This window comes from Exiguobacterium sp. R-39 (genome assembly GCF_049942815.1).
In the GTDB taxonomy this organism is placed as follows: domain Bacteria; phylum Bacillota; class Bacilli; order Exiguobacteriales; family Exiguobacteriaceae; genus Exiguobacterium_A.
Genome location: NZ_CP187965.1, coordinates 2172676 through 2194445 on the forward strand (window position 1 = coordinate 2172676; position 21770 = coordinate 2194445).

The 21770-nt window shown below is 47.8% G+C and carries 15 protein-coding genes; all 15 read right to left on the reverse strand.

Annotation, left to right across the window (positions count from 1 at the left end; all coding sequences use genetic code 11):
* Nucleotides 1–5: 5 nt before the first annotated feature.
* A complete protein-coding gene (locus ACP26N_RS11515) occupies nt 6–1256 on the reverse strand; it encodes a bifunctional folylpolyglutamate synthase/dihydrofolate synthase (protein WP_426353865.1) in 1251 nt (416 codons plus the stop codon).
* A 56-nt stretch (nt 1257–1312) separates the two neighbouring features.
* Nucleotides 1313–3955 (reverse strand): valine--tRNA ligase, encoded by a 2643-nt coding sequence (locus ACP26N_RS11520; RefSeq protein WP_426355413.1) that lies wholly within the window; start codon nt 3953–3955, stop codon nt 1313–1315.
* A 327-nt stretch (nt 3956–4282) separates the two neighbouring features.
* On the reverse strand, nt 4283–5593 hold the full coding sequence (gene hemL, locus ACP26N_RS11525) for a glutamate-1-semialdehyde 2,1-aminomutase (RefSeq protein ID WP_114595308.1): 1311 nt from the start codon (nt 5591–5593) through the stop codon (nt 4283–4285).
* Nucleotides 5590–6579, reverse strand: coding sequence for a porphobilinogen synthase (gene hemB / locus ACP26N_RS11530; protein WP_188004570.1), 990 nt, complete (start codon nt 6577–6579; stop codon nt 5590–5592). The genes hemL and hemB overlap by 4 nt, the downstream gene beginning before the upstream one ends.
* Nucleotides 6576–7286, reverse strand: a complete 711-nt coding sequence (locus tag ACP26N_RS11535) for a uroporphyrinogen-III synthase (protein WP_426353867.1) — start codon at nt 7284–7286, stop codon at nt 6576–6578. Before ACP26N_RS11535 ends, hemB begins: the two co-directional genes overlap by 4 nt.
* Nucleotides 7252–8178: a hydroxymethylbilane synthase gene (hemC, locus tag ACP26N_RS11540; protein ID WP_188004571.1), complete on the reverse strand. Its 927-nt coding sequence runs from the start codon at nt 8176–8178 to the stop codon at nt 7252–7254. Before hemC ends, ACP26N_RS11535 begins: the two co-directional genes overlap by 35 nt.
* 82 nt (nt 8179–8260) lie before the next feature.
* A complete protein-coding gene (gene hemA, locus ACP26N_RS11545) occupies nt 8261–9601 on the reverse strand; it encodes a glutamyl-tRNA reductase (protein ID WP_026827794.1) in 1341 nt (446 codons plus the stop codon).
* A gap of 203 nt (nt 9602–9804) precedes the next feature.
* On the reverse strand, nt 9805–10953 hold the full coding sequence (locus ACP26N_RS11550) for an AI-2E family transporter (protein ID WP_131972418.1): 1149 nt from the start codon (nt 10951–10953) through the stop codon (nt 9805–9807).
* A 25-nt stretch (nt 10954–10978) separates the two neighbouring features.
* Complete coding sequence (locus tag ACP26N_RS11555; protein WP_131502750.1) at nt 10979–12427, reverse strand: glycosyltransferase family 2 protein; 1449 nt, start codon at nt 12425–12427, stop codon at nt 10979–10981.
* Nucleotides 12414–13436, reverse strand: coding sequence for a HEAT repeat domain-containing protein (locus ACP26N_RS11560; protein ID WP_426353870.1), 1023 nt, complete (start codon nt 13434–13436; stop codon nt 12414–12416). The genes ACP26N_RS11555 and ACP26N_RS11560 overlap by 14 nt, the downstream gene beginning before the upstream one ends.
* The gene (locus ACP26N_RS11565) at nt 13433–14185 is read right to left on the reverse strand and encodes a response regulator (protein WP_426353872.1); all 753 of its coding nucleotides are present in this window, start codon (nt 14183–14185) and stop codon (nt 13433–13435) included. Before ACP26N_RS11565 ends, ACP26N_RS11560 begins: the two co-directional genes overlap by 4 nt.
* Nucleotides 14186–17233, reverse strand: coding sequence for a hypothetical protein (locus ACP26N_RS11570; protein ID WP_426353874.1), 3048 nt, complete (start codon nt 17231–17233; stop codon nt 14186–14188).
* Between the two features lie 151 nt (nt 17234–17384).
* Nucleotides 17385–17966 carry a ribosome biogenesis GTP-binding protein YihA/YsxC gene (gene yihA / locus ACP26N_RS11575; RefSeq protein ID WP_131502754.1) on the reverse strand — a complete coding sequence of 194 codons (582 nt, stop codon included), beginning with the start codon at nt 17964–17966 and terminating at the stop codon, nt 17385–17387.
* Nucleotide 17967: 1 nt separating this feature from the next.
* Nucleotides 17968–20277 (reverse strand): endopeptidase La, encoded by a 2310-nt coding sequence (lon, locus tag ACP26N_RS11580; RefSeq protein WP_131502755.1) that lies wholly within the window; start codon nt 20275–20277, stop codon nt 17968–17970.
* Between the two features lie 71 nt (nt 20278–20348).
* A complete protein-coding gene (gene clpX, locus ACP26N_RS11585; protein WP_026827787.1) occupies nt 20349–21614 on the reverse strand; it encodes an ATP-dependent protease ATP-binding subunit ClpX in 1266 nt (421 codons plus the stop codon).
* Between the last annotated feature and the right edge of the window lie 156 nt (nt 21615–21770).

Below are 21770 nucleotides of genomic sequence, written 5' to 3' on the forward strand. Positions count from 1 at the left end.
GACTTTCAGCGTTTCCCCTTTTTTGTAAAAGACTGCGCCTTTAGTAATGTGCGAACCGTGCTGATGAAATAGAGCGATCCCGTGACGATGAGCGTCTTTTCCGTCGTATCCACTTCCTTGAAAAAACGGTTGAGTTCCATCGCATTCGCTCCGTCCATCTTCAATTCTTCAAGCGACCGCGCCCGTGGAAAATCAAACGTCGTTTCGTAGATATTCGGCGTCACTTTCTGCAACTGTCTGAGCATCGCTTCGCGGTCCTTGTCCCGTAAAATCGAACACAGGACGAGAACCGGTTTTGACTCTTCCTTCAGTCGTTCAACCAGTGCCGTCACCCCTTCCGGATTATGGGCACCGTCCAAAATAATCCGCGGCTTGCGGGAGATGATCTCAAACCGTCCCGGATGCGTCGCATTCCGCAGTCCGCGCCGGATAGAGGTCTTCGACCAGCCGAGTTGTTTCGCACAGACGACAGCGTTCGCCGCATTGTGGACTTGATGAATCCCTTCCAGCCCTAGACGTGTCTCGGGAATCCCTTCATAGGTCGCCCATGTGCCGGTCTCACTCAGCCGGTAATGCCGGATGACTTCCTGACTCCAGGACAGGCTCGCCTGCCGATCGCCACAATAGGCCATCAACGGAACCGTTAATTCTTCCTGCAGTTTTCCCGCAATGACTCGTGTACCTTGTTTAATGATCCCGAACTTCTGTAAAGCAATCTCTTGGAGCGTATCTCCGAGAATCGCCTGATGATCGTGACCGATCGAAGTAATAATTGCGGCTTTTGGTTGCTTCAGGACATTCGTCGAATCATACAGACCGCCCAGTCCGACTTCATAAATAACGAAATCAGGACGAATCTGATGAAAATGATAAAAGGCGAGTGCTGTCAGAGCTTCAAATTCCGTCACTGCCCCGATTACCGGTTCTAATTTCAGGATTGCAGCTTGAACCACATTAGCCGCCTCAACCAGATCCGCTTCACTGATCGGTACACCGTTCAACATGATTCGTTCCTCGAACTGAATGATATACGGTGACGTAAAGGTTCCGATTTGCAATCCTTCCGCTACACCCATCTCCCGCAAAAAAGCGACCGTTGATCCTTTGCCGTTTGTTCCCGCAACATGAATCGTCGGAATCGCATCCGGATCAATTGCAAGTTCCGCCAGTAACGCGTTCATCCGGCTCAACCCCGGTTTGATGCCAAATGCCAGTAACGCCGATAACCATTCGAGCACATCTTCTCGTGTTCTCACGCTTGGTTCACTCCTTTAAAAAAAGTGACTCAAGAAAACTTGAGCCACTGTTAAGATTATTTTGCGAGTTCGCTGATCCGGACTTCGACTGCCGCCCGTTTCTCTTTATAGTCTTGTGCTTTTGCCTGTTCTTCTTCAATGACGTGTGCCGGAGCTTTCCCGACGAAGCCCGGGTTGTTGAGTTTCTTCTCGACCCGTTCGACTTCTTTTGTATATTTCACCAGTTCTTTGTTCAGACGTGCGATTTCTTCTTCGATGTTGATCAAATCAGCCAGTGGAATGAACAATTCGGCTCCCGTCACGATGGCACTCATCGCTTTTTCCGGTGCTGGCATATTCCGTTCGACGAGCAATTCCGAGGCATTCGTGAACTTTTTCAAGTACGAGACGTTTGTCTCTAAATCGTGCTGGACTTGATCGTCACTTGTTGCAATCATCAACTGGATTTGTTTCGACATCGGTGCGTTGACTTCAGCACGGATGTTTCGGACTGAACGGATGACGTTCTGAACCGCCTCGAACGCCGGAACAGCTTTTGGGAAGTCCAGTGAATCGTTGCGTGTCGGCCAGGCAGCACGTGTGACCGTTTCGCCTTCGTGCGGCAAGTGTTGCCAAATCTCTTCCGTGATGAACGGCATGAACGGATGCATCAGACGCATGATTTGATCCAGCGTATACGCAAGAATCGAACGTGTCGTCAATTTAGCGGCTTCATCTTCACCGTTTAACGGCAATTTCGCCATCTCGATGTACCAGTTACAGAAATCTTCCCAGATGAAGTGATAGAGAACACGACCGGCTTCACCGAACTCATACTTGTCCGAAAGACGTGTTACATCATCAATCGTCGTGTTCAGACGCGTCAGGATCCATTGGTCGGCCAGTGATTTCTCACCTGACAGGTCAATCTGTTCATGTGTCAGTCCGTCCATGTTCATCAACGCAAAACGGCTTGCGTTCCATAATTTATTCGAGAAGTTCCACGTCGCTTCGATTTTCTCCCAGTAGAAACGTAAATCGTTTCCTGGTGTTGAACCGGTCGTTAAGAACCAACGCAGCGAATCGGCACCGTATTTCTCGATGACATCCATCGGATCAATTCCGTTACCGAGTGACTTCGACATTTTCCGTCCTTCCGAGTCGCGGATTAAACCGTGAATCAGTACATCGTTGAACGGACGTTCGCCTGTGAATTCATACGACTGGAAGATCATCCGTGAGACCCAGAAGGCGATGATATCGTAACCCGTCACGAGTGTTGACGTCGGGAAGTACTTCTGATAATCAGCCGCCCCTTCATTTGGCCAACCCATCGTCGAGAACGGCCAGAGCGCTGAAGAGAACCAGGTGTCAAGCACATCATTGTCCTGTTCCCAGTTTTCGATGTCAGACGGTGCTTCTTTGCCGACGTAGACTTCACCCGTTTCTTTATGGTACCAGGCCGGAATCCGGTGACCCCACCAGAGCTGACGGCTGACACACCAGTCGCGGATGTTTTCCATCCAGCGGACGTATGTGTTTTCGAAACGTTGCGGAATGAAGTTGATTTTGTCTTCGCCTTGCTGCTCTTGCAATGCTTTTTCAGCGAGCGGCTCCATTTTAACGAACCATTGGAGCGACAAGTACGGCTCGACGATCGCGTCCGACCGTTCCGAGTGACCGACGGAATGCAGATGCGGTTCAACCTTGATCAGGACACCTGATTCTTTTAGATCTTCAACGATTTGCTTGCGGCATTCAAAACGATCCATGCCTTCGTATTTCCCGGCATTTTCATTCATCGTTCCGTCTTCGTTCATGACAAGGACACGTGGTAAATCATGACGGTTTCCGACTTCAAAGTCGTTCGGATCGTGGGCCGGCGTGATTTTAACGACACCTGTTCCAAATTCCATGTCGACGTACTCATCGGCAACAATCGGGATTTCCCGGCCGACGATTGGCAACGTGATCGTTTTTCCGACGAGGTGTGCATAGCGCTCATCTTTCGGATTGACGGCAATCGCCGTATCGCCGAGCATCGTTTCCGGACGTGTCGTCGCCAGTTCGACGTGACCGCTTCCGTCCGTCAACGGATAACTGAAGTGATAGAAAGCTCCTTCGATGTCCTTATAGATGACTTCGATATCCGAGATGGCTGTTTTCGTCGCCGGATCCCAGTTAACGATGTATTCACCACGGTAGATCAATCCTTTTTCATACAATTTAACGAACACTTCCTGAACCGCTTCCGACAAGCCTTCATCGAGTGTAAACCGTTCCCGTGAATAATCGAGTCCGAGTCCGAGTTTCGACCATTGTTCGCGGATCGTTGAAGCATACTCTTCTTTCCATGCCCATGATTGTTCGAGGAACTTCTCACGTCCCATTTCAAGACGTGACTTGCCTTCCGCCCGGAGTTTCTGTTCGACTTTGGCTTGCGTCGCGATTCCGGCGTGGTCCATTCCCGGCAGGTACAAGACGTCAAAACCTTGCATCCGTTTCATCCGTGTCAGCATATCCTGAAGTGTTGTATCCCAGGCATGACCGAGGTGTAATTTCCCGGTGACGTTCGGGGGAGGGATGACGATCGTATACGGCGCTTTTTCCGGATCCTGATCGGCTTTGAAGTATTCCCCTTTTATCCAAAAGTCGTACCATTTTTCCTCTGTTGCCTGCGGATCATATTTGGTTGGCATTGATAATTCCTGCATCTGAATCGCTCCTTTAATCCATAATAAAAACGGCTTCTCTCGTCCTCATCTAAGGACGAAAGAAGCCGTTGCTCTTCCGCGGTACCACCTTAGTTCACTCTTTACAGAGTGCCCTCTAGCCCGCGTAACGTGCGGCAATCCGGATCTCGCTTGCTGTTGCTTACAAGACCAGCTCGTGGGGTGACCTTCATCAGGACGTCCTGTCACATCTCTCAGCCATGGATGTGTTCTCTCATAACAGTCCGTTGATTGACTACTCTTCCCGTCATCGCTGTTTTCCAAATTAATCTTTCTTCATTTTATCCGAGACGTCCGTAGCGCGTCAAGAACTGCTTAACGATTAAATTCGAGTTGTAATTCCTTGAATGTCAGTTCGACTGCTGCAATCGTCTGCTCGATGTCGTCGTCCGTATGAACGGTCGATAGGAAGAGTCCTTCAAATTGTGACGGTGGTAAGAAGATACCGCGTGCTGCCATCTTTTGATAATACGAACGGAACATGTCGAGATTCGACGATTTTGCCTGCTCGAAATTCGTCACCGGCTGATCCGTGAAGAAGACACCGAACATGGCGCCCGCCCGGTTCGTCGTTAACGGAATATTGTATTTCGCTGCTGCTGCGAGATACCCTTCCGCCAGTCGACCGGCTTTCCGGTCAAACTCTTCGTAATGTTCCGGTTTCAGCTGCGTCAATGTCGCAAGACCGGCTGTCATCGCAAGCGGATTACCTGATAACGTCCCCGCTTGGTAAATCGGACCTTGCGGCGCAATTTGTTCCATGATATCGCGACGTCCACCGTAAGCACCGACCGGCATACCGCCGCCGATGACCTTACCGAGACACGTGATATCCGGCGTGACACCGAAGTATCCCTGCGCACAGTTGAAGCCGACACGGAAACCGGTCATGACTTCATCAAAAATCAAGAGTGTGCCATACTGTTCTGTGATCTCGCGAAGTCCTTCGAGGAATCCCGGTTGCGGTGGAACGAAGCCCATGTTTCCTGCTGCCGGTTCAACGATGACTCCTGCGATATCATCTCCGTGTTTTTCAAATGCAATCCGGACCGCATCCATGTCATTGTATGGAACCGTCAATGTCATGCTGGCAATTTGTGCCGGTACGCCCGGTGAATCCGGGAGTCCGAGAGTCGCCACGCCTGATCCGGCTTTAATCAACAGCGAATCGCCGTGACCATGGTAACAGCCTTCGAATTTCAGGATTTTTGTTTTTCCGGTATAGCCGCGTGCGAGGCGAAGCGCAGCCATCGTTGCTTCCGTTCCCGAGTTGACCATCCGGACGACTTCAACCGACGGGACACGGCTGATGACGACTTCTGCCATCGCCGATTCGATTTCGGTCGGTGTTCCGTAGCTCCAACCGCGTGTCGCTTGTTCCTGAATCGCTGCTGTCACAATCGGATCCGCATGACCAAGAATCATCGGTCCCCAAGACAAGACATAGTCGATGTATTCTTTGCCATCGATGTCATATAACCGTGACCCTTGTGCCCGTTCTGCAAAAATCGGTGTCATTCCGACTGATTTATAGGCACGAACCGGGCTGTTGACGCCACCCGGCATGAGCGGCAAGGCGCGTTCAAACGCCGCTTTTGATTTTGAGTTCTGATTCGTTAAGCTCATTTTGACCCCTCCAAGTAACGACAAATGTCTTTCGCGAAATAGGTGATGATTAAATCGGCACCGGCCCGTTTAAATCCAAGCATTGTCTCCATGACGATTCGTTCTTCATCAATCCAGCCGTTTAATGCAGCGGCTTTGACCATCGCATATTCACCCGATACGTTGTATGCAACGATTGGCAGATCCACGCGTTCGCGGACGTCACGAATGATATCCATAAAGGCAAGGGCCGGTTTGACGATCATGAAGTCTGCACCTTGATCAACATCCGCTGTTGCTTCACGGAACGCTTCCCGACGGTTTGCAGGATCCATTTGATACCCTTTGCGGTCGCCTTCACCAGGAGCCGAGTTTGCCGCATCACGGAACGGTCCGTAATACGCGGAAGCATACTTGACGCCGTAACTCATGACCGGGATATGGCTGAAGCCGTTCTCATCCAGTCCTTGGCGGATCGCTGCAACGAACCCGTCCATCATCGAAGACGGTGCAATGATATCGGCACCGGCACGCGCTTGTGAGACCGCTGTTTGGACATGTAACGGAAGTGATGCATCATTATCGACGGTTCCGTCAGCAACGATGCCGCAGTGTCCTGTAGACGTGTATTCACATAAACACGTATCTGCGATGACCGTCAGTTGCGGTGCAACTTTTTTAACGAGTCGTGTCGCTTCTTGAACGATCCCGTGATCATGAAATGCCCCTGTTCCCTGCTCATCTTTTAAATGATCGTGCGGTACGCCGAACAGGATGACTGATTCAATACCAAGTGAAACGACTTCTTGGATTTCTGCTTCAAGATGATCGAGTGATAAGTTGAACACACCCGGCATCGAGCTGACTTCCCGTTTGATGTCGTCCCCTTCCGCGATAAATAGCGGATAAATCAAATCGGATTTGTGCAAATGATTTTCCCGGACGAGTGAGCGTAATGACGCTGTATTGCGTAAGCGGCGGTGGCGTGCGAATTCTAATGTATTCATAACAGTTCCTCCTCTAAAATACAGTCAATCAGCCCGTCGAGCGTATAGACAGCAGCGACCAGAAGCGGTGCCAAACCAGATCGTCGGGCGGCTTGCTCGGTGATTGGTCCGATCGTCACATAAGTCGCGGTCGTCCCCTTGCAAAATGGAGCAATCGCTTCGACAGCTGAAGGACTTTGTAATCCAATATACGTAGCACGTTGTAGCACATCAGGCGGAAGCCCCCGTAACTTCGTTTCGTACGTGATGACTTCCAACACTTCAGCCGCAACGGCGTTTCTTAATCGTTCGAGCGGTTCTTGACGTGACCGGTTCCCGCGGGCAAAACAAATCCGTTGACCGGTCTCGAGAAGCGGTCGTAATTCTTCGACGAGCACATCCCCAGTAAAAGTGGATGGCATGAAATCAGGTGTCCGTCCCTGTCGGATTAACGCCGCCGCCGTTTTCGACCCGACGACGGCAATCTTTGTGTCCTGCAAAGACGGAAGCTGTGACTGGATACGTTCGACGCCGGTCGGACTCGTGACAATCAGCCAATCTAATGCTGTCGGCAATTGAAAGGCGACAGGAATCGTTTCGATGACCGGGTGATGGACGACTTCAATCTGTTGTGCCGCTAAACGTGCCACTTGCTCTGCAGTCGGCTGCCGACTCCCCGTCAACACCAGTTGTTTATAAATCATCCGGTAAAGATGCGAGAATTTCACGGCCACCCGCATCGAGAAGACGCGTCGCAACCGTTTGACCGAGTTGCATCGGATCAAGTGATGTTTCCCGTTCAAGCAAGATTTGTTGTCCGTCTACTGAACCGAGGAATCCGACGAGTGTCGTCGACAAATCTTCGTTGATGGTCGCAAATCCACCGACGGGTACATGACAGCTTCCTTCGATTGCCGCTAGGAAAGAACGTTCGGCGAAGGCTACTTTTTCTGTCATCTGATCGTGGATCAAATTCAACAAGTCGCGCACTTCTTGATCGTTCGCTCGGCATTCGATTGCCAAAATTCCTTGTCCGACTGCGGGAATCATATCATCCGTTGAAATGTATTCCGAAACGATTTCATCCGACCAGCCCATCCGCTGAAGACCGGCAGCAGCAAGCAGAATGCCGTCAAACGGACCTGTTTTCAGCTTTTCAAGACGTGTATCGATGTTCCCACGAATCGATTCGATTTTTAAATCCGGACGTAATTTGAGTAATTGGGAACCACGGCGTAAGCTGCTTGTTCCAACGATTGCGCCTTCCGGAAGCGAGTCCAGTCCGCCGCCTGTCATCGTAATCAAGGCATCACGCGCATCGACTCGTGCAGGTGTCGCGCCGATGATGAGCCCTGTCGGCAACTCAGACGGGAGATCTTTCATGCTATGCACTGCAAAATCAATGTCTTCGTCAATCATCTGTTGTTCGATTTCTTTGACGAACAATCCTTTACCGCCGACTTTAGATAGTGTCACGTCAAGGATGCGGTCACCCTTCGTGATGATATTCTTGATTTCGAATTCGTATGGTGCACCTGCTTGTTTCAATTGTTCGATGACCCACTTTGTTTGTGTCATCGCAAGTTTTGAACTACGTGAACCTACTATGATTTTTCGCATGCTGAAATCCCCCTGTACAATAATAAAGGGGCGGCACAAGTCCGCCCCATGCTTTTCTATTGTAACACAATTCGGTCTATGTTCACCGATTCACAGCTTTCCGTTCAGCTGTTGTTTCTTCCTGTAATACCATTTCCTCAGCGGCACTGTCAAACAGTTCTTCGTCTAATGCAAACGTATCCATGAACTGCGCAATCCGTTGATCGGCATCCGGTTTTGCGGCTGCATCTTTGATATAGGATAATGGCTCGCGCAGCAATTGATTGATGATGGATTTCATGTGTTTTCCGATCACGGTTTTTTCCCGATTTGTCATGTTCGGCAACTTCCGCTCCAGGCTTTGCATTGTCTCTTGCTGGATTTTAAGCGACTGGTCACGGAGTTCCGTAATGATCGGAACGACACCAAGTGTCGTCATCCACCCTTCGAACTCGGCAATCGCAGCTTCAATCCGGCGTTCGATTTTTGCTGCTTCTTTCATTCGTTCTGCCATGTTTTGCTGGACGATCGACGTCAAATCATCGACATCGTATAAATGAACACCCGGCAAGTCACCTGCCGTCGGTTCGATATCACGCGGAACCGCGATATCAATCAACAGGAAGGGACGATCACTTCGGAACAATTGTGCTGCAGCAATGTCTTCACGTTTGATGATTGCCCGTTTTGCTCCGGTTGAAGAAATAACGATGTCAGCCCGAAGCAGACCGCATTGCATTTCATTGATCGAATGTGCGGATCCTTCGAAACGATTCGCCACTTCTTCGGCTTTGGCCAGCGTCCGGTTAAAGACGGTGATATCACGGGCACCCGCTTCATACAGGTTAAGTGTCGTCAATTCGCCTGTTTCTCCGGCACCGATGACCACGATGGATTTATCTTCAAGCGATCCAAGTAACTGTTCTGCGAGCGTGACGGCAGCTGCACTGACCGACACCGCATTTTCACCGATTCCCGTTTCAGCATGCGCGCGTTTCGCAAGCGTGACCGCTTCTTTAAACAATTTATTGAAAACCGTTCCTGTCGTCTCGAGTTTTTGTGCCGTGAAGAAACTGGTCTTCACTTGCCCGAGAATCTGTGTTTCGCCGACAATCATCGAATCGAGCCCGCTCGTCACCCGGAAAAGATGCTTCATCGCGTCAAATCCCTCGTGAATGAACAAATACGGCTCTAATTCTTCCATCGTCAACCCAAACCAGTTCGCCAGAAAACGTTTTGTATAATAACGCCCTGTATGCGGCTGATCCGTAACAACATATAATTCCGTCCGGTTGCATGTCGAAACGATGACGCTCTCGAAAATACTTTTTTCGTCACGTAGCGCAACGACCGCTCCCTTCATCTCATGTTCCCCAAATGAGACTTGTTCGCGGATTGATACAGGCGCCGTCTTATTATTTAAACCGACAACTACGATATGCATGCGCTCTACCCCTTACGTCCAAAGATTTCATTCTCATCTATCTTTCGTTCTCTACTCTACATTATAACCATTATAAAAAAGATTCCAATCAATTTATAAACTAAAATGAGTCGAAGTTGTGAAACTTATCTTCTTACCATATCCCTCTCAGCAACAAAGTACAAACCCTCTGCTTTCATCATAAGCAGAGGGTTGTGGATTTCTTATTTCGTCGAATCGGTAATGATCCGTGACTCCTCGATCTGGACATCCAACTTTTGTTGACGCAGACGATAAATCCGGGCAATGTTTTGAACGACGACTTTGGTCACGGCATACGTCGGGACCGCTAAGATGACACCGATGATGCCGCCAATTTTACCGGCAACGAGTAAGACGATGATGATGGTCAACGGGTGGACCTTCAACGTCTTCCCTTGGACGTAAGGTGAAATCAGATTCGATTCAATCTGTTGGGCAACGACAATCGTAATGATGGCGTAGAGCGCTTTGATTGGATCATCGATGAATCCGACGATGACTGCAGGAACAGCACCGATATAAGGTCCGAGATAAGGAATGATATTCGTGACCGTACAGAACAGCGCCAGCAGCAACGCATATTGAATGTCCGAGAGGAAGAATCCGATCAACGACATGAGACCGACACATAACGAAACGATGACTTGACCATTCACATAATGTTTAACCGTCACATGCATGTCATGAAGAATTTTACGTGTTTCCGTTTCATAGCTTTTCGGTAAAAGTTTGACGACTGAATTCGGAAACTTATAACCGTCGAGTAACATGTAGACCAAAATGAATGGTACAAGCACGATGATCAGCACGGTCGAAGAAATGACACTGAAAATCGTCCCGACAGAGGTCGACACCGACTTGAACAACGTCCCGATGTAAGATGTCGCTTCATTCGTCCATTTATCAAACAAATCGGTATTTTCATGTACCCAGTTGGAAATGAGTCGATTGTTCATCAGCTGATCCCGGAGGTTCAGCGTCTGGTCCCGCAGTTCGACGACCAGATTCGGAATGCTCGTTACGAAGTCCGAGACTTGCTCGACCAGAATCGGTCCGATGGATGCCACGGCAATCGTGATGACACCGAGAAATCCGAGCAGGACGATTAAAACAGCAAGACCCCGCTTCTTGACCCGCTTTTGCAGTGCATCAACAATTCCAAGTGTGAAGTAATAAAAAATACCGGCGATAATCAACGGTGGGAAAATCAGGGCTAACATCACTTTAATCGGTTGGAATAAAAATGAGATTTTCGTTCCGACCCAGATGACTAAGAAGATCGTCAAAATCCAAAGTAAGGCTTTAAACCATTTGTTTCGAAGTAAATCCACGAACAGTCCTCCTACGAGTTTACAATCAACTTGTTTTTTCTTTCGCTTCTTCTGTTACGACATCATCCAGTCGTTGTCGTTCCATTTTACCCCATTGACCGCGTCCCGTCATGAACTGAATTAATCCGCCCAGTTTAAAGAACACGAGGATCGGCCGGTACCAAAACGATTCTGTCAGTGACCACAGGAACAATCGAATCAATTCCTTGACGTTTTTAAAGCGGTGCATCGTCCATTCTTCAAGCAAGACAGCCCCTGCCGATAATAATGAGCCATACAATAGAGCCACCGTCAACAGAACGATGCCAAACTCAAAATTTAGCGTTCCGACAAGTAGATTTAATGGAATGATGAAATAACCGATCAGTTCGACGATCGGACCTAATAATTCAATCAAAAAGAAGTACAGCATCGAGACACTTCCGACAAAGCCGTAGCGCGGATTTCCAATCATCCGCTTATGCGTCCATAACGTTTCCGCCAGTCCACGATGCCAACGGCTCCGTTGTGAGCGTAAGACTTCCATCGTATCCGGTGCCTGAGTCCAGCAGACCGGTGACGGGACGTACTCAATTCGTTTGTCGATATCATTTTCTTTCATGTACCGGTGCAGCCGGACAACCAGTTCCATGTCCTCGCCGACAAGTCCTTCTTTGTACCCGCCAGCCTGAACAACGATTGCCTTTTGAAATAATCCAAAAGCCCCGGAAACGATAAGGAGCATGTTAAAACGGCTTAGCCCAAGACGACCGAACAGGAATGCCCGGAAGTACTCAATCATTTGCATCAACACGATCCGTTGTTTTGGTGTCCGAATCTCAACAATTTCACCGCCCTCGATTGTACAGCCGTTGACGAGGAAAATCGATCCGCACGTCGCAATGACATCTTCATCGGACTCAACAATCGGTTTCATGACTTTCAAGAGCGCATCCCGCTCAAGAATTGAATCCGCGTCCAGTGAACAGAAATACGGATAACTGGAATAGTCGATTCCGGCATTCAAAGCATCCGCCTTTCCGCCGTTTTCTTTATCGATGACAATCAAACGGGCATCGATTCGGGAACGGTAGACCTGTTTAACCGGTTGCGATCCAATCAGGATCCGTGGAAACCGCAATTCCTTTTCCAGTTCGTACATCTTAAACAGTTCACTCATTGTCCCGTCACTTGATCCGTCATTGATGACAATGACTTCATGTTCCGGATAATCGAGTGCAAGCAACGCCTGAACACTCGTGACAATCGTATACTCTTCATTGTAAGCCGGAACAAGGATACTGACCGGTCGTGTATAAAGAGAACGCATCAACGGAAGATAAGAACTTTCCTTTCGTCGGAATCGTTGTTTTCGGACCATTTGTGCCGAAATCAGATACAACGAGGAATAGAAAATGATGACGAGAATCATATAAATCAGGACAGTCCATGATAAAACATCAATGATTTTTTGAATGGTTTCAGATGACAACATGTTGTTTCATCTCCTTTGCTAGCCGTTCCGTCGCTTTTTGTTTCGCATAGCGGTCAGGATGATCTTTTGCGACAAGCGCCAACTGTTCGAGACCACCACAGGCAAGCAGGGCATCAAATGCCGCCGTTCGTACCCACCAGGAACGACTGCCGACAAACGGTAAAATGTAATCAATTGAATCTTTTGGTGTTACGTTTTCTAAAAAACGCAAGGCTAACATCTGTTCGACCCAACTCGTCTCATCCTCGAGATACGGCGTATAGAGCTGCCAGTCGTCTTCAAGACCAATGCGAGTCAACGCGCGCAGAGCCCGCTTCCGGATTTCGGGATTGGCGTCGTTCGTCTTCATCCGAACGAGTTCTGCATACTGCGTATCGTCACGGTCATAAATCAGTTGAAGAATTGCCATCTGAAAAGATTCCGTCAGCTGATCAAATGCTGTCACCCAAGGCGACAGATCGCGACTGCGACCGACAGCCAGTACCGCACCGAAAAAACTGATATCGTTTTGCTGTTTAGCTTCTTCAATTGCAAGCCCCGGTGCAATCGATACGAGGGTACGGACGATGACGTCTTCTTCTTCTTTAGATAAGTGTTTATGCAATTTTTGCTGAAGGTCTTCTGCGACCGGACTCAACCGGAACTGCGCGATTGCTTCATAAGCATTCAGACGTCGGTCAATCCGACGGTGTCGGATTTGTTTTTGATAATAGGTTAACAGATTCGTTTCGACATACTGGTACAGTTTTTCCTGATGCGACTCGGTCGCTGTCAAATTGGTCAAGGCAAACAATTCCAATTCAACCAAATCTTCATTTCCTGGCAATATATCCGGCATCTTTGTTTGTTTACTTGTCGCATAATCATAAATCTCATCACGAAAATGCAGTTGCCAAGTTAACCGTCTATCCTCTTGTTTGGAACGCTTCCGTTTTTGAAAAACGAGATAAACTAAAGCGGCTACCTGAAGAATAACTAGGATAAGAATAAAACTAAGAATCCATCTCATTCGTTCATCCCCTCCAGTTTTCTGAGCCATGCCCGAAATTCCTCCACTTTAAGCGGGAGTGTCATGATTCCGTCAACACCACGTTCGATAGCGAGTACATGATCACGTTCCCGGTTGTACATTGAAATCATGATAGCGTGAAACGGCATCACACTCTCAGTTTTGGCACGCAAGAGTAGCTCAAGACCATCGGCGCGTGGAAGAGCAGATGAAAAGACAAGAAGATACGGACGCGTGGCTACATGTTCTTCTAAAAATGACTCCGTCCGTTCATATAAAGACAGTGTCTCAAACCGGTTCGCCAGTTCACGCTCCAAGAGACGTTTTAAATGCGGATCCTCGGTCACGATGACGGCATCAACAATTCGTTGAACCCGCTTGTAGCGACTGATCCGGTCAAGCAACACATCTACCGTGACATCAGCCGGTATTACTTCACGTGCATTATCAAGCAGATACAGAGAACTGTCCGATTCATTCGGATTGAGATAGAGAACTGGTATTCGTTCTTCTTCAACAGCACTGCTCGCGAGGACGACATCTGCATAAGAGATATCTGTCCGGACACAACGTCCTTGCTCAATTAAATCATTAACCGTTTCCGGCATTAAACCAATAGTATGGATGAACATAACACCAGAGGTCGATTGCTTAATTTCTTCATCTGACGCCATATGCGCAGAACTCGTTTCCTCGTCTAGCGGTGCAATGGATGCATTGATCAGTTTCCACATCTCTTCCCGGCGCATTTATCTCACTCCTTCTTTAAACGCTTTTTGCATCGTTTGATAAACCGGTTTCAACGCTTCACGCTGTTGCGGATTCGTCCATTCCGACCAATTGTAAAAACCACGGTCTTTTTCCGGAATTCGTGTCGTCCCGATTTGACCGGTCACTTCAATCCCTTCCGTGATCATCTTCGCTTCGAGCCCGTCTTTCCAAAAATCTCCGATGATTTCATGTTTGCTTGGGTCGCGCATGTTCAATAACATCCATGGAATCCGGAGTTCGATTTGTTTCCGCTTCATGTCGGAGATATCGGTCAAGATACTTTCCGGTGGTCCTTCATGTAAGATACCGGTGTCCCACTTCACTGCCGGCTTGATAATTTTTTTAGTGACCGGATCCCGTCTTGCATAGTCGAGCATTTGGTAAATCGGATTAAAGTTTCCGCTGTTTTGTTGATCGGATGGTGGTTTGACCATCTCAAACGGTTTTTTCAATCCGTAATGGTAACGGAAGATGTCATACCGTTCATCGACATCGAGCCGTGCTTGATCGGCAATCGTTAAACGATATTCTGCTCCTTCTTCCAGTTTCAACGGTCCCACTTGTAAGTTGCCATCGTTCGGTTTCGTCGAAAAGGCGAGTGTCGTCGGTTCCGCTTTTTTCCGGTCAATCCGGACATACAGATAGGCTTCATCTGATGTCATGTAAATGGCTTGACCGTCCGTTTCCGCTACTGGCGCATAACCTTTCCAATCATCCATTTTTCCGTCAATCGTAATATCGGATCTTAAGAAACCGAGCATTCCGAAATGTTGTTCGCTCGTTTGAACATTTGACCAACGCGGACGCGTGTTGGCATCATCGTAGTCCATCGTGTTCCACGTCCGTTTAAACCATTCATCCTGCCAGATGAAGACCAGTCCGCCGGCCATTTTCGTTTCAACGATGTCCTGATACAACTTCGCCACAAGTTTCCCCTGGTTTTCTTCACTGACATGCCCTTGATCAAATCCATTCGGTCCAAGGTGAGTTTTACCGCGCGAACTCGGAATACCAAATTCGGAAACAAGTAACGGCATATCATGATAGTCTTTCATCCGTTTAAGATACCGGCTGTATGACTCTGAGTCGGTATCCCCTTTCCGTCCAAATTCTTCCTTGATGAACGATGGATAGTACGGGTAAATATGGTACGAGGCAAAGACGCCGCCTGCAAACTCTTTTGTGGCCTGGATATGATTGAAATCAATCGATACTAAATCCTGTTCTTCTTCCACTTCATTTGGGTGTGCAAGCGGATCCGTCGTCGGCCAGTTCGTCGCTGCGATGGGCCGGGTCGTTTTGTACGCGTCGAGCTCATGTTGTGTCGCACCATCCATCCGACCGGCTAACCACGACTCGAACGGAGATGCCTCTTTTGTCGTCGTCACATATTTCCCGTCGTATCGAAGTCCTTTATTCTTTTTGTTTGTTCCGATTACGGCATCCGGTAACCATTCAATCCCGAACACAAATGCCGAGACGTATTGCGAAACATCTGACGTATAGGTTCCGGAAGCATGACCGACAACTTCTTTGACGACAGCATTGCCGTGAACCACGTCGACCATCCGCTTCGCTTCCGTATCCGTCATCTTCAAAAATTTCGGTTCGAAGGCATTTTTTAATTCCTCGAACGGTTTTTCTTCGACCCACATGCCTTGCATTAAATAAATCGGTGTTTTCGCCGTTTCATTGTAAGCTTTTAACGCATCATAAAAAGCGGGAGGATGGAGGGTATAAATCCGGATGGTATTGACGCCCATCTCGCCCATCTGCTTCAGCCACCGGTCGTATTCATTGCGGCTGATGGCGTGTTCTCCCGGGAAAGCGCCGGGACGTCCTAGCCCAACATTCACACCTTTAACAAAGTATGGTTTCCATTTTCCGTCTTGATACATTTCAAGTGTATCCTGACCAGAACGTGCCCGTGTACGGACCGTCTGATTGTTAACTTTCGTTTGTGCCAACGGTTTAACTTGCGCCGACTGCTGTTTTACGACTTTCGTTTCTTTCAAGATACGACTGATCGTCGGTGCATAGACTTTCCAAAAGAATGCAGTCTCGCTGTCTGCACTATCCAAAATGAATTGCTTACGGAACCACTCGAGACCGGCATAACGATAGTAGCGCGGAATATCGGCCACATCTGTGAAGTCACCTGCAAAATAATGACCGCTTCCCTGTTTGACATATGCGGGGAATTCAAGTGGCAATTGCCGTTCACGCAACATGGCTTGTGTTTTCTTTGACGGATTCCAAGAGAATTGCGCCTGTTGTTCGCCTCCGTCAAGCTCCAACACTTCAAACCAGTAGTTGTAGCGGACTTCATCCTTCGCCTGTCCCTGGTTTTTATCCCATGTGTATAAAAGTGGCGTCTCATCATTGACGAAAAAGACTTCTTCCGTTGAGTCGTTGATGAAGACATAACCAGGTCCCGATAATTTAAATGCTTTATCTTTTGCCTGAAGCTTCAATTTATCAATGACGGTCTGATCGAGTCCCTGTAATTTTGTTAAGTCCGGGAAAAAGCGTCCGATCCATCCTGTCCATGCCGTACCAAACAATTGCCGAAACGCATTGGAGCGATCGGATGGTGTCGGGCTGGCTGCTGTATTAAACTCTGCGACGACTGTCTTTCCTTTTGAAATCGCATCTGTTGCCAATGCCACATCCTCAGCCGTCAGTCCGCCACGATGTTGTTCCTTACCATCGACGGTATAGGATTTCCCGTACGTGTCCGTAAACAACAGGACATCCGCCTTTGATGCTTGTTTGAGCATCGTTTCGCCTTGCGTCCCGTCATAACGGTTTACGTAATCCGTGTATGTATAGTTCTTTCCCTCATTCTTCGTGATTTTCAAATGATTCAATAACCAGGTCGTTCCTGCATGCTCCCGTTGTTGTTTTCCTACCGTGTAATCAAACAGGATTACGTTTAATGTCCGTTCCTTTTGAATGAACCAAATCAATAATGGTGTCAAAATCAAAAGGAGAATTACTGCTGCGATCCATTTATATCGCTTCATCTTTACACGTCCCTTTCCGTCCCCTTTGTTTTTTCTATTGTAACGTGAAAACAATCTATCGCATATATGGGAACTGCTTATTTCTGAAAGGTATATTTTGGATAAAAAAAAGAAACGACTACCGTTAGGCAGTCGCTTCGACTCATTTGAATTATAAGTGATGGTAGATGGCTTCCCATGCTGCGTCGACACCTTCACCGGTTTCCGAAGAAAAGGGAATAAATGTGTCTTGCCCGTCAAACTGTAATTTCCGTTTAATCGCCGCAATCTGTTTATCCCGTTGACCACGCTTGATTTTATCGAGTTTCGTCGCTACGACGATGACCGATAAATCGTAGTATTTCAAGAAATCATACATGATGACATCATCTGCTGAAGGTTCATGGCGGATATCGACGAGGAGGACTACCCCTTTTAAGATTTCACGTGTCGTGAAATACTTTTCCATCATCTTGCCCCATGCCTCACGCTCGGTTTTTGAAACTTTCGCATATCCATAACCGGGTACATCGACAAACATGACTTCATCATTAATATTGAAGAAGTTTAACGTCTGTGTTTTACCCGGTTTTGATGATGTGCGGGCGAGTGCTTTTCGCTGAACAAGTTTGTTGATGAACGACGACTTTCCGACGTTCGAACGTCCGGCGAGTGCCACCTCTGGAAGGAGTGGTTCCGGATAATGTTCCGGATTGACACCACTCGTAATAAAATCTGCTTTATAAATTTTCATGTTACTCTCCTTTTAATGCATGTTCGAGCACTTGATCCATTGTCGCGACCGGTATGAAGCGAATGCCGTCCCGGACCGTTTCAGGAATGTCATCGATATCACGTGTATTGTCTTGCGGCATCAAAATCGTCGTCAGACCCGCACGATGAGCGGCGAGTGACTTCTCTTTCAGACCACCAATCGGCAAGACCCGTCCCCGTAATGTAATCTCTCCGGTCATCCCGACATCTCGCCGCACCGGACGTTTCGTCAAGGCGGAAATCAATGCTGTCGCGATCGTAATTCCTGCCGAAGGACCGTCTTTCGGGACTGCGCCTTCCGGAACGTGAATGTGGATGTCTTGTGTCTCATAAAAATTCGGATCAATCTTAAACGCTTCCGCATTCGCCCGAACAAAGCTGTACGCCGTTTGAGCCGACTCCTGCATGACGTCTCCCAATTTCCCTGTTAACTGCAATTTTCCTTTACCTGGAGCGAGACTCACTTCAATCGTCAGTGTATCGCCCCCAAATGCAGTATACGCTAAACCGGTCACCGCGCCAATCGTATCTTCGAGTTCACTTTGACCGTAACGGTAAATCGGTTTACCTAAAAAGTCAGGTAAATTACGTTTTGTGACCGTGACCCGTTTCTTTTCGCCCATCGCGATTTGTTTCGCCGCTTTTCGGCATAACGCACCGATGACACGCTCTAAACTCCGCACACCAGCTTCTCGTGTATACCGCCGCACGACCTCTTGTAAGGCATCCGGTTTAACCGTCAGTTGACTTTTTTTCAGGCCGTGCTCTTTTAATTGTTTTGACAATAAATGCCGGATGGCAATCTCTGTTTTTTCCTGTTCCGTATAGCCGCCGATTTGAATCAGTTCCATCCGGTCAAGCAGTGGCCCCGGAATATTTGAAACATCATTTGCGGTCGCAATGAACAGGACGTTTGATAAATCAAACGGTTCTTCGATATAGTGATCGGAAAAACTGTTGTTTTGTTCCGGATCCAGCACTTCAAGCATCGCTGAAGACGGATCGCCCCGGAAATCGTTTGCCATCTTATCGATTTCATCGAGCAGGAAGACCGGGTTGTTTGTTCCGGCTTGTTTCAAGCCGCGAATGATGCGGCCGGGCATGGCTCCGATATAGGTCCGGCGGTGTCCTCGGATCTCGGCTTCATCACGGACTCCACCAAGCGAGACACGTACGAATTTGCGCTCGAGCGCTGTAGCAATTGAACGGGCGAGTGAGGTCTTCCCTACTCCCGGAGGACCGGCCAGACATAAAATCGGACCGCGTAACGAATCTGTCAACTGGCGGACTGCCAAGTATTCCAAAATCCGTTCTTTTACTTTCTCGAGACCGTAATGATCTTCATCTAATTGGTCCGATGCGGCTTCGACATTCAGGAAGTCGTCGGTCGCTTCGTTCCACGGAAGGGAAAAGAACCATTCGAGATAGTTTCGGATCACACCGTGTTCCGGACTCGTTGCCGGCACGACGGAAAGACGATTAATCTCTTTTTCGATATTGATGACTGCCGTTTCCGACAAATCAAGCATTGCCAGTTTTTCTTTATACTTCACGGCGTCACTTTCAGCGGAGACTGCTTCTCCACCAAGTTCCTGTTGAATCGTCTTCAGTTGTTCACGAAGATAGTATTCACGTTGCGACTGTTCAATCGTCTTTTTCGTCCGTTCCCGCATTTCGCGTTCCAGTTCGACGACTTCATATTCATGTTTCATGACATCAAGCAGCATGACCCCGCGTTCAACCGGATCGTTTTCTTCGAGGAATTCTTGTTTTTTGGCAATGTCGATCGGTAACTTCGAAGCGATGTAATCCGTCAACGAGTCGAGTCGTTCATATGTTTCAAAACGACGTCGTTCGTCCGTCCCGATTCCTTTGATGCGTGATACCAATTGCCCGAACTGTTCCTTGATCAGACGGACGAGCGCTTCCTGCTTCGCCCCTTTGATGTCGGCTTTTTCAATCGGTTCAATGTTTGCTTGGTACCCTTCGTCCGTTTCCGTTACTTGATCAATCCGGACACGTTCTTTACCGATGACCCGCACGCGGACCGTATCGTTTCCAAGCTCACTCATTTTTGCAATCTGAACAAGTGTACCGATCGTATGCAGGCCGTCAACAGACGGTTCTGCTTCCGGATCACGTTGCGTAACGACGACCAGATCAATTTCATGTTCTTTCGACGCCAGTAATGCTTTTAGCGAGACAGGACGCCCGACATCAATCGTCAGGCCGATTAATGGGTATGCGACGACACCACGTAGTGGTAATAATGGATATTGTTTTGTCTTCATCAAAAATCTCCTCCTAAACAAAAAGACTCGGAAAGGCGTACAAGTAGCCTCCGAGCCGATTTGTCACGGTGTTACGCCGTTTCTTTTTCTTTACCATGTTCAATTGTGCCATCTTTCAACTCGAGCGTTGGACCGCGTTTTCCAGTCAACGTTTCCGCTGTGATGATGACTTTCGCAATATCTTCACGCGATGGAATCTCAAACATGATATCAAGCATCGTTTCTTCAATGATTGAACGAAGACCACGTGCTCCTGTTTTCCGTTCAATTGCAAGTTTCGCAATCTCAACGAGTGCGTCATCTGTGAAGTCGAGTTCGACATCATCCAGTTGAAGCATTTTTTTGTATTGTTTGACGAGTGCATTTTTCGGTTTTGTTAAGATTTGAACGAGCGCTTCTTCGTCAAGTGGCTCAAGTGTCGCCATGACAGGTAAACGTCCGATGAATTCCGGAATCAATCCGAATTTCTGCAAATCTTCCGGTAAAGCAGCCGCAAGGATTTCTTTTTGTGTCAGGTTACGGTTCTCAGAATCGTTTCCGAATCCGATGACCTTTTTACCAAGACGACGTTTAATCGATTGATCGATTCCGTCAAAGGCACCACCGACGATGAACAAGATGTTCGTCGTATCGATTTGAATGAATTCTTGATGCGGATGTTTCCGGCCACCTTGTGGCGGAACGCTCGCAACTGTACCTTCTAAGATTTTCAGAAGCGCTTGTTGTACACCTTCACCTGAGACATCACGTGTAATCGACGGATTCTCAGATTTACGGGCAATTTTATCGATTTCATCGATGTAGATGATACCTTTTTCTGCTTTTTCGACATCATAGTCAGCAGCTTGAATGAGTTTTAAGAGAATGTTCTCAACATCTTCCCCGACATATCCGGCTTCCGTCAGACTTGTTGCATCCGCGATTGCGAACGGAACATTCAGAATACGGGCCATCGTTTGTGCGAGGAGTGTCTTACCACTACCAGTCGGTCCAATCATGACGATGTTCGATTTAGACAATTCCACGTCGTCAGCACGTCCACCAGCATTGATCCGTTTATAATGATTGTACATCGCGACAGATAAAGATTTTTTCGCTTTTTCCTGTCCGATGACATAGTCATTTAAAGTCGCACGGATTTCATGCGGTTTTGGTACGTTCTTCAGTTCGACTTCTTCTTCTGTACCAAGCTCTTCTTCGACGATCTCATTACAGAGTTCGATACATTCATCGCAAATGTATACGCCAGGTCCAGCAACAAGTTTGCGCACTTGTTCTTGTGTCTTTCCGCAGAAAGAACATTTTAGCTGACCTTTTTCTTCGTTAAATTTAAACATAAAGGTCCACCCCTTTAACGTGGAATTTGGATAGATTCATTTCGCATCTATTCTCACGTTTTACTATTTATGATTGTAGCATGAACAAGGAAACTCTTTCAAATCTTGGATGAGCGTTTTACAGTTTGATTTGAAAAATATAATTTTGTTTGTCCT